Source organism: Clostridium sp. UBA4548 (assembly GCF_002387895.1).
In the GTDB taxonomy this organism is placed as follows: domain Bacteria; phylum Bacillota; class Clostridia; order Clostridiales; family Clostridiaceae; genus Clostridium_J.
Map to the genome: position 1 here is coordinate 118,803 of NZ_DGLI01000029.1, position 15,061 is coordinate 133,863.

19 protein-coding genes and 1 riboswitch are annotated in these 15,061 nt (G+C 32.0%); of the genes, 15 read left to right on the forward strand and 4 right to left on the reverse strand.

Annotated elements, in window-relative coordinates:
• Positions 1-61: 61 nt before the first annotated feature.
• A complete protein-coding gene (locus tag B3040_RS12725) occupies positions 62-1,267 on the reverse strand; it encodes an MFS transporter (RefSeq protein ID WP_291573864.1) in 1,206 nt (401 codons plus the stop codon).
• Between the two features lie 800 nt (positions 1,268-2,067).
• Between B3040_RS12725 and B3040_RS12730 the strand changes: the two genes are divergently transcribed.
• The 10 genes from B3040_RS12730 to B3040_RS12775 all read left to right on the forward strand — a co-directional run bounded on the left by B3040_RS12730 (position 2,068) and on the right by B3040_RS12775 (position 9,698).
• Entirely contained in the window at positions 2,068-2,418 is a 351-nt protein-coding gene (locus B3040_RS12730; RefSeq protein WP_291573865.1) for a hypothetical protein, read from the forward strand.
• Between the two features lie 153 nt (positions 2,419-2,571).
• Positions 2,572-3,162 (forward strand): GNAT family N-acetyltransferase, encoded by a 591-nt coding sequence (locus B3040_RS12735; RefSeq protein ID WP_291573866.1) that lies wholly within the window; start codon positions 2,572-2,574, stop codon positions 3,160-3,162.
• Positions 3,163-3,578: 416 nt separating this feature from the next.
• Positions 3,579-3,965, forward strand: coding sequence for a RidA family protein (locus B3040_RS12740; RefSeq protein WP_291573867.1), 387 nt, complete (start codon positions 3,579-3,581; stop codon positions 3,963-3,965).
• Positions 3,966-4,177: 212 nt separating this feature from the next.
• Positions 4,178-4,276: riboswitch (TPP riboswitch) on the forward strand.
• The gene (locus B3040_RS12745) at positions 4,238-4,408 is read left to right on the forward strand and encodes a hypothetical protein (RefSeq protein ID WP_291573868.1); all 171 of its coding nucleotides are present in this window, start codon (positions 4,238-4,240) and stop codon (positions 4,406-4,408) included. (Overlaps the previous riboswitch by 39 nt.)
• Before the next feature lie 124 nt (positions 4,409-4,532).
• Positions 4,533-4,727, forward strand: coding sequence for a sulfur carrier protein ThiS (gene thiS, locus B3040_RS12750; protein WP_291573869.1), 195 nt, complete (start codon positions 4,533-4,535; stop codon positions 4,725-4,727).
• 1 nt (position 4,728) lies between these two features.
• Positions 4,729-5,535 carry a sulfur carrier protein ThiS adenylyltransferase ThiF gene (gene thiF, locus B3040_RS12755; protein WP_291573870.1) on the forward strand — a complete coding sequence of 269 codons (807 nt, stop codon included), beginning with the start codon at positions 4,729-4,731 and terminating at the stop codon, positions 5,533-5,535.
• A gap of 176 nt (positions 5,536-5,711) precedes the next feature.
• Positions 5,712-6,488, forward strand: a complete 777-nt coding sequence (locus B3040_RS12760; protein WP_291573871.1) for a thiazole synthase — start codon at positions 5,712-5,714, stop codon at positions 6,486-6,488.
• On the forward strand, positions 6,488-7,597 hold the full coding sequence (thiH, locus tag B3040_RS12765) for a 2-iminoacetate synthase ThiH (protein WP_291573872.1): 1,110 nt from the start codon (positions 6,488-6,490) through the stop codon (positions 7,595-7,597). Before B3040_RS12760 ends, thiH begins: the two co-directional genes overlap by 1 nt.
• A gap of 133 nt (positions 7,598-7,730) precedes the next feature.
• Entirely contained in the window at positions 7,731-9,044 is a 1,314-nt protein-coding gene (thiC, locus tag B3040_RS12770) for a phosphomethylpyrimidine synthase ThiC (RefSeq protein ID WP_291573873.1), read from the forward strand.
• Positions 9,045-9,104: 60 nt separating this feature from the next.
• Positions 9,105-9,698 carry a thiamine phosphate synthase gene (locus B3040_RS12775; RefSeq protein ID WP_291573874.1) on the forward strand — a complete coding sequence of 198 codons (594 nt, stop codon included), beginning with the start codon at positions 9,105-9,107 and terminating at the stop codon, positions 9,696-9,698.
• Between the two features lie 255 nt (positions 9,699-9,953).
• Here B3040_RS12775 and B3040_RS12780 read toward each other — a convergent pair whose 3' ends face one another.
• Both B3040_RS12780 and B3040_RS12785 read right to left on the reverse strand, forming a co-directional pair.
• Positions 9,954-10,601, reverse strand: coding sequence for a hypothetical protein (locus B3040_RS12780; RefSeq protein ID WP_291573875.1), 648 nt, complete (start codon positions 10,599-10,601; stop codon positions 9,954-9,956).
• A 124-nt stretch (positions 10,602-10,725) separates the two neighbouring features.
• Entirely contained in the window at positions 10,726-11,307 is a 582-nt protein-coding gene (locus B3040_RS12785) for a histidine phosphatase family protein (RefSeq protein ID WP_291573876.1), read from the reverse strand.
• 337 nt (positions 11,308-11,644) lie between these two features.
• Between B3040_RS12785 and B3040_RS12790 the strand changes: the two genes are divergently transcribed.
• On the forward strand, positions 11,645-11,788 hold the full coding sequence (locus B3040_RS12790) for a DUF5412 family protein (RefSeq protein WP_291573877.1): 144 nt from the start codon (positions 11,645-11,647) through the stop codon (positions 11,786-11,788).
• Between the two features lie 52 nt (positions 11,789-11,840).
• On the opposite strand, the gene B3040_RS12795 is transcribed toward B3040_RS12790, so the two are convergent.
• Positions 11,841-12,287: a GNAT family N-acetyltransferase gene (locus B3040_RS12795; RefSeq protein WP_291573878.1), complete on the reverse strand. Its 447-nt coding sequence runs from the start codon at positions 12,285-12,287 to the stop codon at positions 11,841-11,843.
• A gap of 312 nt (positions 12,288-12,599) precedes the next feature.
• Between B3040_RS12795 and B3040_RS12800 the strand changes: the two genes are divergently transcribed.
• The 4 genes from B3040_RS12800 (at position 12,600) to B3040_RS12815 (ending at position 14,871) form a co-directional block, all read left to right on the forward strand.
• On the forward strand, positions 12,600-13,523 hold the full coding sequence (locus B3040_RS12800) for a hypothetical protein (protein WP_291573879.1): 924 nt from the start codon (positions 12,600-12,602) through the stop codon (positions 13,521-13,523).
• A gap of 112 nt (positions 13,524-13,635) precedes the next feature.
• Positions 13,636-14,109, forward strand: coding sequence for a hypothetical protein (locus B3040_RS12805; RefSeq protein WP_291573880.1), 474 nt, complete (start codon positions 13,636-13,638; stop codon positions 14,107-14,109).
• A 66-nt stretch (positions 14,110-14,175) separates the two neighbouring features.
• The gene (locus tag B3040_RS12810) at positions 14,176-14,532 is read left to right on the forward strand and encodes a histidine kinase (protein WP_291573882.1); all 357 of its coding nucleotides are present in this window, start codon (positions 14,176-14,178) and stop codon (positions 14,530-14,532) included.
• 180 nt (positions 14,533-14,712) lie between these two features.
• Positions 14,713-14,871: a hypothetical protein gene (locus B3040_RS12815; protein WP_291573884.1), complete on the forward strand. Its 159-nt coding sequence runs from the start codon at positions 14,713-14,715 to the stop codon at positions 14,869-14,871.
• Positions 14,872-15,061 lie beyond the last annotated feature (190 nt).

The following is a 15,061-nucleotide window of genomic DNA, read 5'->3' on the forward strand; positions in this document are numbered from 1 at the left end:
CCTCAAATACTATTATTTTTGTAGTTAAAGTCCCCATAGGCCTTAACAGTTATAGTAGTATTTATATATTTTTAGTATCCAGATCGTTATCTACAGTTTTATTGAAACTCCCTTTTAAGCTCAAAACACATAAGATAATTAGTATTATGGAGATGCTCGTGAAAGAGTTACCTATACCAATTAAATTATATAGGGGTGTAGCAATTATTAGCCCTAAGATTGCAAAGAGAGTTAGTAGTATTTTATAAAAGGAGAATACCCTTCCAATATACTCTTTAGGTATAGTGTTTTGTATTATGGTACTAGAATATATGCCCTGAAGATTTTGAGCTAAGCCTAGGATGATTAAAACTCCAAAGGTAATTACAAGGTTTTTAGAATACCCAAAAAGTATATATCCAATGGCAATTATTACAGTTGAAAGAGTAAATAAAGTTACATGAGTTTTCTTAGATAAAGCTTTAACTACAAAAGGAACTAAAAGCCCTCCCACAGCCAAAGCATAAGAAAAATAAATAATGCCTTCAGGGTTTAGTTTTAATAACACATCAGAAACTGCTACTTTATAGGTTTCATAAAACCTTCCTAGAATTGCGAACATGCTCATGATAACAAACACAGTTTTAACACTAGAGTATCTTGAAAATATCTTATATCCTTCAACACCACTTTTTATTATTTCAGTTCTTGTTGCAGCTTTATCAGACTTTATAAAGCTATACTTTATTAGACTAAATAAAACTCCAGAGATTAAAAAGCTTATAGCATTAATAGTAAATAAAATATTACTGCCATAGAGTTTATAAAGGATTCCTCCAATAGCAGGAGAAATAAAAACACTGGTGGATTGGAAAAATGAGAAAATGGAATTAGCGTAAGGGAGCTCTTCCTTTGATACTATTTCAGGAAGGATAGCAGTTTCAGAACTTACATCAATGTCATTTAGAGATTGCAGGATAAATGCTAGAATATACACCAGCCATAACCTCTGATCATTGACTAAAGTAAAGAGAAAAGCAAAAATAACACTAGCTAAATTGGTAAAAATAATAACTTTTTTCTTATTATAGGAGTCAGCTATAAACCCAGATAAATAAAGCATAGGAATTCTTAAAACAGCCCTAGAAAGCCACATCAGTGCCACAGCACCTACAGATTTTGTTAAACTATACAAATATACCGTGATACCAATGTTATAGAGATAATCACCTATAGAAGATATAAAACCTCCAATAGATAATAAAGTGAAGCTCTTGTTTTTAAACAAATCTTTGTACAAAGCACCAACCCCTAAACTATTATTACTCTTAGTTTAATAGTAAAAAATGGAAAATGATAGTCTATATTTTACATTTTTTATGTGCTATAATTAAATTAGGGACATATGCGGAATTTAACACCAGTTTACCAATAATATGAAAGTGAATTTTATATTATATAAATATTAATTAGCGTATATTAAAACCTTTATATAATAAAATCTGCAATTTTAAAATTATTGCAAGGGACTGAGATAGCTTAAAATGCACTTTAAACTTTATGAAAGACCTTATAAATAATGATGTTATTGAACTTTAGATTTTTTAGTTTAATAGCATTTTTGTTTTTATATACATTCCATAGAGTTTTAAGGCATTGATTAAAGCAGGTTTAAGAAAAAATAGGAGACTCATTTATACATTAAAAGGAAATAAGTGAATTATGTGGAATAATATCCTTATAGTATGATATGGATATTTTATAACAAGTGACCAAGTTGCTATTGTTGCCATCTTTGAACAAATAAAGATTATAGGTATTCAATCTTTTAAATTCTAATGGCTTAATATATCTTAAATCCTGATGAAGAGTTTGGAATACCAGTAAGAAAATAATAATTTAAGGCATCGCTTTCTTGTATAATTTATTAGGAATATAAGATGGATAAACCATGGCAAAAGAATAAAGCAAATAAGTGAGGTGATAAAAATCAGTAATTTAAAGTTGAAAAATATAAATAATAAACTTTTTAGCAGCAAGTCCTATAAAAACTTAAATAGGTTGATAGCTTTAACATATATTTTCTTTATGCTTATATATGTTTTTAGAGATAATCTTTATAAGCTAGACAGTTCCTATATTACTATGCTTGCAGAAGTTGCACCAAATCTTATACCTAGCTTTCTATTCACTATTATTGGCATGTTCTATATAGTACCCCTTTTAAACGGAGCAAACTTAACAAATAAATCTAGGGTTATATGGATGATAAATTCTCTAAATATTTTGTGTTTTTTACTCATAGAGTATATCCACGTAGTTTTCAAATTAGGGTCATGGGATAATAATGATATAATTGCATCTTTAATAGGTATAGCAGTTGCTACAGTTATCTACTTTAAGTTAAGAAAGAATTTTGTAAAAGAATATGTTGAATAAAGCAGTAGTTAAGAGCATATTAGAAGTTATACTTTAATGCTATTTTCATATTGAGTCGTAAGGGTGAGATGTTGCGAAGTAGTGATACCTATTTAACAAACAGATAAACAGGAATCTTAATTATAAATTACTTATATAAATGGAGGTAAATGGATGAGTGTTGAGATACGCAAGTTAATACCAGAGCTTGCAGAAGAATACGTGCATTTTTTTGACACCACGCCACACGATAACAATGTGGATGAGCATAAATGTTATTGTGTGTGTTGGTGTAACGATGATTATGAGGGCAAAGATTTTTCAACAGTAGAGAAAAGAAGAGAATGTGCCTTACAATATGTTAAAGGCAATAACATTCAAGGTTATCTTGCTTATAGTGGTGATACGGTGGTTGGATGGTGCAACGCAAATACGAAATCAGATTGTTTGAAATGCGCTAGTTGGCGAAGATTTATGGATTATGTACCTTTAGAGGAATCTAACACGGGCATAAAGGTGAAATCCATATTCTGTTTCGTGATTGCACCGGAGATGAAAAGAAAAGGCATTGCCAAACTGCTATTGGAGCGTGTGTGTAAGGATGCCGTCCAGGATGGATTTGACTTTGTGGAGGCATACCCATACAAAGAATCTAGTTATCAATCATCAGATTTTGGCGGCCATTTTGAGATGTATAAAAAAAGTGGATTTAATGTGTCTTTTGAGACTGAACAAGGGCTTGTCATGAGGAAGCGGTTAAAGTAGTACTTTTCAAAATAAGCAATATATTAAGCTGACAGCTTCCAATTTATCGGTTAGCTTATTCGCATTTTCTTATAGGATGAAGTGATATCTAATTATAAAAGCAAGAATTAGTTAGCAAATGAAATTTTGCTTTACATGAATAAATGAAATTTAATTTTACTAGGAGTAGCGGTTATGGAAAATAAATATATTGAACGCATTAAGAAAATTAATTATAAAAAAATGGCACTTTTATTATAAAATATAAATTCCTTAGATTATATCGTTATAAAATTTTTATATTTAGATTATCTAGAAAATTAGAATGTTATTAAATATAGTGTGGTAAAAACAAGACTGCTATAATAGATATATTACTAATATACAAGTAGTTACATTTATATTTCAGTATAATAGACTTAATAAGGAGTGATATGATGAAAGAATTTAGGAATCCAGAAAATGTACATAGTCCTGTAGCAGCTTACTCCCATCAAATAGAAGTTTCAGGAGAAAAGCGCTGGTTAGTTTTATCTGGACAATTAGGAAAAGATGAAGCAGGAAATGTTCCCGAAGATCCAATTAAACAAATAGAATTAGCTATGGAGAACTTAGTTAAAAATCTTAATGCGGCCAATATGGAAGTTAAGGATATAGTGAAAATAGTGTTTTATATGGTGGGGAATATTGACAATGTTAAGCGACGTGAGGCTGTTTCTCAAGTATTAAAAGACCATGAACCATGTATGACTATGCTATATGTAGCTTCTTTGGCAGATCCTACATTTAAAGTTGAAATTGATGCTTGGGCATGTTCAGAATAATTTAATAAGAGTATGGTATAAACCTAATGCTGCTAGTAATGAATTCCTGCTAGCAGTTTTTGTTGTTATGATATTACTTTATCATATAGAGAGCTATAACTAACACTTAACTTGGTAATCAGTGTGAAATTGATTTTTAGTCTTTAAAAGTTAACAATTTGGAATATTTACACAACAATATTCGTAAGATATAATAAAACCATACAAATAAATATATGTGCTAGGGGTGCTGAAAAGCTGAGAGGGAGAAATCCTAACCCTTTGAACCTGATGTGATTAGAATCACCGTAGGAAAGCTGAATTTAAGTTTATTAAAACAGAGATTAGCTTGCCCTTGGCAAGCTTTTTTATTTATAGGAAACAAAATTCAAAGCTTCAACAATGGAAAAATTCTCCAAAGAATCTGTAGTTCTTTAAAAGAATTTAAACTTGAAGCCCTGTAAATACTTAAGAGTTTAGTATACTTACAATTTAAATATCAGGTCAAAGAACTCAGCCTCACCCTTAAAGGGTGGGGCTTATTTTATTTGTTTTAAGTAAAAGCATTTAAGAAAAAGGAGGGCCAAAATGATAGTTAATGGTAAGGAAATGAATTTTGAAGAAAACTTAACAGTACTAGAGTTACTTAAAAACCTTTCTATCTCAGAGAACAGGGTAGTTGTAGAAGTAAATTATAACATCATAACAAAGGAACAGTTTCTAGAAGTTATCTTAAATAAAGAAGATAAAGTAGAGATTGTAAGCTTTGTAGGAGGCGGTTAAGTTGAAGCTATATATCAATGAAAAGCTAATTGAAGTTCAAGAAGGAGAAACCGCTTTTTCCTTAAGAGATGAAAGAAAAAAAGAAGCAGATATTGTTATTCTTAATGGTTTTATTCTTAAGGAGGATACAGGACTTAAAGAAGGGGATAAACTGAGTTTTATAAAAAGAGGGGAAATCCCTTCAGAGGAGGACATGGAAGGGCTTTTAGTATCAAGGCATACTCCAGGGGTTCATGAGAAGTTGAAAAAGGCAACTGTAGGGATTGCAGGCCTTGGAGGCCTTGGATCTAATGTTGCTGTAGCCTTAGCAAGAGTAGGAGTAGGAAAACTAATACTTGTAGACTTTGATGTAGTAGAGCCAAGCAATTTAAATAGGCAGCAATATTTTATAAAGCATATTGGCATGAAAAAAACTGAGGCACTAAAGAAGCTTTTAGAGGATATAAATCCTTTTATAACAGTGGAAATAGTGGATATTTACTTAGATAAAACCAATATAGAACAGGTGTTTAGTGAGGCCCAAATAATAGTTGAGGCTTTTGATAATCCAGTCTGTAAAGCAGAACTCACAACTAAGGTGCTCACAAGGATGAAAGATAGGTATATTGTTGCAGCTTCAGGCATGGCAGGATATTTTTCAAATAATACAATTGTCACTAAAAAGCTAGGCGAGAGATTCTACCTAATTGGAGATGGGGTTTCAGAAGCTAAAGTAGGTTGTGGGCTTATGGCACCAAGGGTAAATATAGCAGCAAACCATCAGGCAAATACGGTGATGAGAATAATTTTAGGGGAAACAGAGGTTTAAGAAAATTGAACGAACTATTCAAGGTTAATTTTACAGTTACAAGTTATAAGAGCAACACAAAAGCTTAATTTGTATAAAAGTTACTGTATGAATAGAAAGAAAACTTCTTATCAGGCAATTAAAAAAACTAGGAAATTAAGTGATTGATTATAAAAATATAGAAAGAGGGGAATTGTATGGACAATCTTATTTTAGGTGGAGTAGAGCTGAAAAGTAGATTATTTATAGGTACGGGAAAATATAGCACCAATGCTATGATGCCAGATATCATTAAGTCCTGTAATACTCAGGTGGTTACCACTGCTGTTAGAAGAGTAGATTTAGATGACAGGGAGGAAAACATACTAGGGCACCTTCCTAAGGACATAGTGCTTTTACCTAACACTTCAGGAGCAAGAAATGCAGAAGAGGCAGTTAGAATTGCAAGACTTGCAAGGGCAATGGGTTGTGGAAACTGGGTAAAAATAGAGGTTATTTCTGATAATAAATACCTTTTACCAGACAACTTTGAAACCATTAAGGCAACAGAAATTCTTGCAAAGGAAGGATTTATAGTACTTCCTTATATGAGTCCAGATTTAATGTCAGCTAAAAGGCTTGTTGAGGCAGGAGCTGCTGCAGTTATGCCTCTTGGAGCACCAATTGGAACAAATAGAGGAATTAGAACTAAGGAACTTGTACAAATACTTATAGACGAAATAAAAGCACCAATCATAGTTGATGCAGGAATAGGAAGGCCATCAGCAGCAGCAGAGGCAATGGAGATGGGGGCAGCTGCAGTGCTTGTTAATACTGCAATTGCTTCAGCTGAAAATCCAATTGCTATGGCAGAAGCCTTTTCACTAGCTGTTAGAGCAGGAAGAATTGCTTATAGAGCAAAGCTTGGGGAAGAGAAGAGATATGCAGACCCATCTTCACCATTAACAGGATTTTTATTTGAAGGTGATAAGTAATGAGTTTTTATGAAGAGTATGTTTCTTATAAGGGGTTTGACTTTGAAGATTTCTTTTCAAAGGTAACAAAGGAGCAGGTGTTAAGAGCTATTTATAAAGATAGATTAAGTCATATGGATTTTTTAACTTTGTTAGCTCCAGCGGCTGAACAGGTTATAGAGACTATGGCACAAAGGGCTCATATGCTTAATCTTCACCACTTTGGAAAGTCAATACTACTTTACACTCCAATATATATTGCAAATCATTGTGTAAATAAATGTGCCTATTGCAGCTATAACATAGAAAATCATATTGAAAGAAAGCAGCTTACTATGGCAGAAATTAAAAAAGAAGCTGAGGAGATTTCAAAAACGGGCTTAAAGCACATTCTGCTTTTAACTGGAGAATCAAAAAAGGATACTCCTCTTTCTTATATTATTGAAGCTATAGGGATATTAAAGAAGTATTTCCAGTCAGTTTCATTAGAAATATATCCTCTAAGTGAAGAGGAATATAGAGAGGTTGTAAAGGCGGGGGTAGATGGATTAACTGTATATCAGGAAGTATATGATGAAGAAATCTACGATAAAGTTCATTTGGCAGGACCAAAGAAAAACTATAAATTTAGATTAGATGCACCAGAAAGAGGATGCAAGGCTAACATGAGGGCAGTAAATATAGGAGCACTTTTAGGACTAAATAATTGGAGAGTTGAAGCCTTTATGTCAGGGCTTCATGGTAAGTATCTTCAGGATAACTACCCACAGGTAGAAGTTGGGCTATCTCTTCCAAGAATAAGACCCCATGTAGGAGTTTTTGAAGAAACTCAACCTGTTAGTGATGTGAGTTTAGTTCAAGCTTTGTTAGCTTATAGGATTTTTCTTCCACAAGCTGGGATCAACGTATCAACAAGAGAAAGAGAAGCTTTTAGAGATAGTCTTATACCACTAGGAGTTACCAAGATGTCTGCAGGGGTTTCTACCGAAGTTGGAGGCCATGGAAATTCTGATAAGGGAAGTGCGCAGTTTGAAATATCAGATAAAAGAACTGTAGTAGAAATGAGATTAGCTATTAAAGCTAAAGGGTATCAGCCAATATTAAAGGATTGGCTGAATTTAGAGGGTTAATGGCTTTACTCTTAATAAGGAAATAAATTTATAGGTAAAAGTCTGAAAATCAAGCATATTAGCGTGATAAAGAGGTCAAATTTGATTTGGATAAAGCAATAAAATTAAAGAAAGTTTTAAGGGGGATTTATTAATGAATTATACAACACAAATGGATGCAGCGAAAAAAGGCATCATAACTAAGGAAATAGACACAGTTGCCAAAAAGGAAGGTATGGAGGTTGAAGCCTTAAGAGAACTTGTTGCAAAGGGAAGAGTTGCAATACCTGCTAATAAAAATCATAAATCTTTAAATCCAGAAGGAGTAGGAGAAGGTCTAAAAACAAAAATTAATGTTAATCTTGGAATTTCTAAGGATTGTAAAAGCTTTGAAGTGGAAATGGAAAAGGTGAAAACTGCGCTAGAAATGAAAGCAGAAGCTATAATGGATTTAAGCTCCTATGGAAAAACTGCAGAGTTTAGAAAGGCTCTTATAGAAATGTCACCAGCTATGATAGGAACAGTGCCAATTTATGATGCAGTAGGTTTTTATGATAAAGAGTTAAGTGACATCACAGTGGATGAATTCTTTAAAGTAGTTGAAAAGCACGCAGAGGATGGAGTAGACTTTGTAACTATCCATGCAGGTTTGAATAGAGAAACTATTAATACTTTTAAAAGAAATAAAAGGCTTACAAATATAGTTTCAAGAGGGGGCTCTTTATTATATGCATGGATGGAACTTAACAATGCAGAAAACCCTTTCTATGAGCACTTTGATAGACTTTTAGATATATGTGAAAAATATGACTTAACCTTAAGTCTTGGAGATGCTTGTAGACCAGGCTCTATAAATGACTCTACAGATGCCTGTCAAATTAAAGAACTTATGGTCCTTGGAGAACTTACTTTAAGAGCTTGGGAGAGAAATGTGCAGGTTATTATAGAAGGACCAGGACATATGTCAATAAATGAAATTGCTTCAAATATGATACTTGAGAAGAAACTTTGTCATGGAGCACCTTTCTATGTTTTAGGACCGTTAGTTACAGATATAGCACCAGGTTATGATCATATAACAAGTGCTATAGGTGGAGCTATTGCAGCAGCAAATGGGGCAGACTTCCTATGCTATGTTACACCAGCTGAGCATTTAAGACTTCCAAACCTAGAAGATATGAAGGAAGGCATAATAGCAGCAAAAATTGCAGCTCATGCAGCAGACATTGCTAAAAACATAAAAGGGGCAAGGGACTGGGATAATGAAATGAGTCTTGCAAGACAAGAGCTTAATTGGAATAAGATGTTTCAACTTGCTATAGACCCAGAAAAAGCTAGAAGATATAGAAAGGAATCAACTCCAGAGCACGAGGATAGCTGTACTATGTGTGGAAAAATGTGTTCTATGAGAAATATGAATAAGATAATGAGTGGGAAAAACATAAATATTTTAAGAACAGACGAATAGTTAAATCTTCTTTTAAAGTGATTAATAAAAATAAATTTATTCATTACTTAAGGAGAAAAAATGATCTATCTAATAACGAATAGAAAGCTAATCACAAAGGGGAGTCTTTCAGAGGTAGCAGAGGCTGCTGCAAAAGGAGGCATTGGGGTAATAATTCTAAGAGAAAAGGATTTAAACTTCCATGAACTTTTACCCATTGCCTTAGATATAAAAGAAAGAATAAAAAATACAAATTGTAAGCTAATAATTAATAGTAATATAGAAGTAGCAAGGGAAGTAAAGGCCCATGGAATTCATTTTTCCTATGAATACTATGTAAAGGAGATGCCAAAGTTTCATGGTGAAATAGGGGTATCAATTCACTCTATTAAGGAAGCTATAGAGGCAGAGAAAATGGGGGCTAGCTACCTATTAGCTAGTCCAATCTTTGAAACCCAGTGCAAACCTGGGGCAGAGCCAAAGGGAATAGAGTTTATTAAAGCAATTAAAGAAATGGTTAAAATACCTGTTATGGCGCTAGGGGGCATTAGCTTAGAAAATGGAAAAAAAGTAATGGAAGCTGGAGCACAGGGGCTTGCAGTAATGTCTGCTATTATGGCAGCTAAAGATCCCTATGAGGTAACTTGTAGGTTTAAGGATATTTTGAAAGCATAAGTATTTAGCTACCTTGTAAGCTAGTAGAACCTCCTTTAAAGTCCTTGAGAGGGATTCACATATTTATATAGAGGCTTTGTTAAGATTTTAAATATTAATAGCTTAGTATTTTAATAATAAAGAAAACCAAGAATAGCTTGGTTTTCTTTATTATTAATTATTATTTATTTTATCAATTAATTTCTTATAACAAAAAAAGCCTTGCATAAGAACTCTATGCTCATTATATAAGAAATTTACACCTTAACCAAGAATTTATAGTACTTCAAATTTTTTTGTATCTAAATCTACAATACGTGCTCTAGTATCTGACTTTGATAGGTATATAGGTTCTCCAGTGCTGTCAATACAATAGGAAATAGGAAGAGATACCCCGCAATTTCTATAGGAACCATCTGCATGACTTGTACCCATTATAATTGTTTTATAGGTCTTAGCAATTTTTTTAGCTTCATTAGTCCATAGCTCAAATTGTTCATCACTAAACATCCCTACACCAATTGGGTGAGCAATAAAATTAATATTTTCCCCCACATTTTTCAAATCCCTCATACCTTTTAATATCTCCATACACAGCAGGTATCCAATGTTTATGCCATTATAATCAACTGTTAGTGGCTGAACTAATTCTTCACTATCTTCTGGCAGAGTCTTTGCTCTTTCTAAAATTATATTTCCAGCGTCACTAATTATTACAACTCTATTTTTATTGTCCTTCTTATAGGAGGTAATTATCATTACCTTATTTTCCTTTGCTATTTTACAAGCAGTTTCTAATACTTTTTCATTTAAAATATATCCTTCAGGATAGAGTACAATATCAATTCCAGTATTAGTTTTGATATCCTTCTCAAGTTGACTTAGTCCTTCTTCATGAATGGGTTGGCCTATTAAAACTCTCATATTTACCTCCAAACAAATGATATTTTACATAAGGATATTCCTAGGAAACCTCATGATTTATCATAAGATTTATTCCATAATTTTTGTGAATTAAGATAATTTAGAGTTAAGGGGAATAACACAATCATTTCTTTCCTTTAAACTCTTTTTTTATAATTAATAATTCTTCTTTTCCAACTAAATCTAATCCATGAAAATCAAGTCGTATAATATAGGGCATAAAGTCAATAATTCTTAAAAAGTCATTACAGTTATAGGCGGGAGTAAAATAATTAAGAATTGTACTTAAAGCTGTACCATGAGTTCCTATTACAATGTTCTCATCTTTATGAGTATTTAAAACTTCAAGGATTACTTCAATGTTACGTTTTTGAACCATGCTAAGGGATTCGCCCCCAGCTTCGCAAAAGTCTAAATCCTTCCATCTTTTATGAAACATTTCTGTGTTATTGCCACCTACACCTGACTTACGTTCTCTAAGTCTTTCATCTTCATAAATAGGTAACTCCTTTTCAACTGCACTTTCTCTTATTGTATCAATACTTCTTTTATAAGGGCTTGATATATAACAGTCTATTTTAAAAGGCTTAAAAAATTTAGTCACTTTTTTGCTATCTTCTAATCCTTCCTCACTTAAAGGACGTGTTTTATCATCCTCCCACCCATGATCTGGTTGAGCGTGCCTAACAAAATATATACTTGTCATAATTAGTAATTCCCCCCCCCTACTTAGTGCTATTTAGGCGTAGATTCCATATATGCCTAAGAATTATCTCAACATATTATTCTACACTTAAATTTTACCATATAATTACTGAAGTTGTATTTTTTATATTGAAGTTAATGTTATCGATTTAAAGAATCAGTGTATAAAATAAGTAAGTCAATACAGTATATGGTACAATAATTTCAGACAGAGGTTAAAAAAAGTCATAACTTAAGAGGATATACTTATTGCAATTATTTATTCCAATTACATATAGCAGGTATGCATATGATATGGAGCTAGATTTGTTCATAATGTGTGATAATGGAGATGGTCATTGAAGATCAAAAGATCTTCAAACACATATTATAACTATCGGGAGAATAAGGCAATAATTCAAAGGGTTTATGATGATATAGTTATAATTAATGGGATTAAATTAGGTGTTCCTAACGAAAAAATTGATTTTAGAAAAAAGTAATAATATTTTTCTAACTTTTAATAAGATATATTTTGATAATGTTCAGCATTAATCACTTGAAGGTTTTTATGAAGTTCCTTTGGTCTTTCGTAAATACATCCCCATGCCCTTCATAAAATCTGTGTGCATTCACTCTGCTTGGGTGGGATAGTAATTTAATACCAGAAAAACCATTGTTTTTTGCCCAACCTTCAAGACTCTCAATTAACCTGCTACCCACACCATTATTTCTATACTTTTCTTTGACTACAAACCCTAAAATGTTTATTAAAGAGTCAGTGAAAAGCAATTCAAATGGGCTTCCATGAATATAACCTACTATTTCATTGTTTTGTTCACAAACCAAAATGATATCTTTTGTATTTTCCATTATAAATTCAATGCGCTCTTTTATTTTTTCTGCTGAAAACAGACTAAGTTTTGGATTGAATTCTTGGATTAATAAATAAATATCATTATAATCAGTTAATTTTATCAATCTAACATTTATTTCTTTCATTTTTGCTCACCTTAACTTTCAGTATCTTACAAAGGAACACCAATTGTTATTAAGCAGTATTATACCAAATATTACATTAGTACAAAAGTTATCCTTTGATAATTAAGAGACTTAACTAATGAAAATTAGAGTAAAATAATGTACTTTGAAAACTGAATAATACGGTATGAAAAATAAAAGTTAACTGAAATATATTGGAAATTAATGAAATAAAATGGTAAGTATGATACGATTTTCTTATGAATTAAGTCATTGTTGTAAACTATGACGAAGTATTGATAATTTATATTAGTTTCTAGGGAGGGGTATTTTATGACTGAATGGTTAGAATTGTATGACAAGGCTTCAAAGCCACGTCTTGCTCAGATACGTGGGTTTATGAATCAAAGTGCCTTTGAAGCTTTTGAACAGTTCAACAAGATTTTACTTGATAAATATAATCTTGGATATGTTGTGCCAAAGTATACTAAAAAATACGGATGGATTTATACTTATGGAAGAAGTGGATATATTCTTGTAAACTCGGTAACGTTCCATAAGGGTTACTTTACAGTAGAAGATATAAACGTTTTTGATTTGAATGACTTGAACAAAGCTATTATGCTAGTCGATGAAATGTTTCATGATGGATTTTTGATACGTTATGCTACCTATGATGAAGCTAGGATTGCAAGGAGAAATCATAAAAAGCTTAATAATTCCACAGAAAATGATGGGAATAAATACAAGCAAAATTGCAAGTGGTGTCAAAAAGTTTCTCGAAACAGTTTGCGACAATTATATAAAAGTGACTCACTTGGGGCAATTAACGAGGACTTGCTTGATGATGTCGGATTAACAATTTATGTGCGTTGTAAGACGGCTCGAGAGGTTTATAACTTGATGGAAGTCGGCAAAATCAAATGTTTGGCATGTGGCGAAATTATATCATGCTCGTCGCTCACAGGTGTTGTTACGTCCAATTGTGGGCGTGAATATACATATCATTCATACAGGAAATCCTTCAGAGAAAATAACATGCCTCGTGGAGCCGCTTCATTGATATTTGATAAATTCGTAATGGATTGGGAAAAAGCAAACTCGACAAAGATGAAAATGCGACTGGTGGATAATCTAATTCACGAATTTCATGTTTCAGAAATTAGTGGAAAAAAGGGCAGGCCCGTCGGAGTAAATTTGATTGAAGGAACAAAGAAGCAAATTATTGAGCTAATTACTGAACTTGCCTATATATAGAATCCCGCACATAATAAGAATATTCTACAGAGAAGTTAATCGAAATCTTCTTATAGTGCTTCGCACTGGTAAAAATTCCGTTATAAATAGTTAAGTATAGGGGGAAGAATATATGAATTATAGTGATTATCTTAACAAGGTTTCACAACGTTATACTAGAACTGATGAAATTCAAATAAATTCACTTGAAGTAAAAAGTATGTATGAAGAAATTTTTCAAATGAAATGGCTAGCAACAAAATTAAAAATTTTTTCATTTATATCTTATACTAACAAAATTGATGCTAGCGATATTGTTATTTATTCATATGCTTGTGTAGATTACTCTTTGAAGAATTATAAAGGTTTACCTAGAGGAATACAAAACGGGATATCAATATTTAACGTACTTGTATCTGAAAATGTCTCAAAAGAAGCAATAAAATTTGCTACAGCAAGACCTAAAAAGCACTTTGCACTTTTTGAAATGCCAATTATTTTTGATTTGACTAATGAAAAAATTTACTATTATAATAATACTCCCATATGGGGCTTCATGTATTATAAATACTTTAGGAAGTATATTGAAACCCATTTTAATGTTTAGATTATTACTGCATAATTTTATTAAAGGACGTCTTAGTAATAAATACGAATCTATAGGAGGTAGCACATGGATATGCAGAGGTTACTATTTAATAACCTTAAAGATATAAAAGATTACTGGGTAAAAACAAGTATTGAAGGATTAACCATTAACACTGATTTAATATGGTCTGATGTTGAGGAAGAATATAAAATACTTAAAGATAAAATTGTATCTGATGATGAAAAGATTGCCTATGAGAAAATACTAAATGAAGTTATTAGAGGTGTTATTCATTCCATTTTGGTAATGATTGATGGTGGAGATAAATTAGCTGACAATTATACAATTGATTTAATTGAACAAAAAACAAGAATATCTTTAAAGAAAAATGATGCATTACATGAAAAATTTATTGACTATTTGCTTGATGTAGAAGAATAGACCATCTTACGCATTCTTTTTAAAATGGCGAAACCAATATACAATTTAATAATTTATCTATAATACCGTATTATTCAACGAGAATATGAGGTGTTTTTTATGTCACAATTCAAATATATTGTTGGTCAACTATGGTTATTAGCTAAGTAAAAATTATTTATATGCTATAGGAGGTATGTAATGGAGCAATTCGATATTCTTAATAAAAATGGAGAGCCAGCAGGCTTAACTGCTGATAAGGGAACAGAGCTTAAAGAAGGTCAATATTATCTTGGAGTTCATGCTTACATATATAACTCACCAAATGAATTCCTTTTTGCAACAGCGAGGCTTCAATAAATTCTTTCTCCCTGGTGGTTGGGATATTCACATGGGACATGTAGTTGCAGGAGAAACATCCAAAGAAAGGAAGATATTCTCTTTCATGATCTTGCCATGGAAACCCAATCATTGGAGTAGCTTTGAAGTTATCTATACTGATTTTAGAATCAGGTTCATTATTAATTAATACTTGAGTCTGTAAAATAAT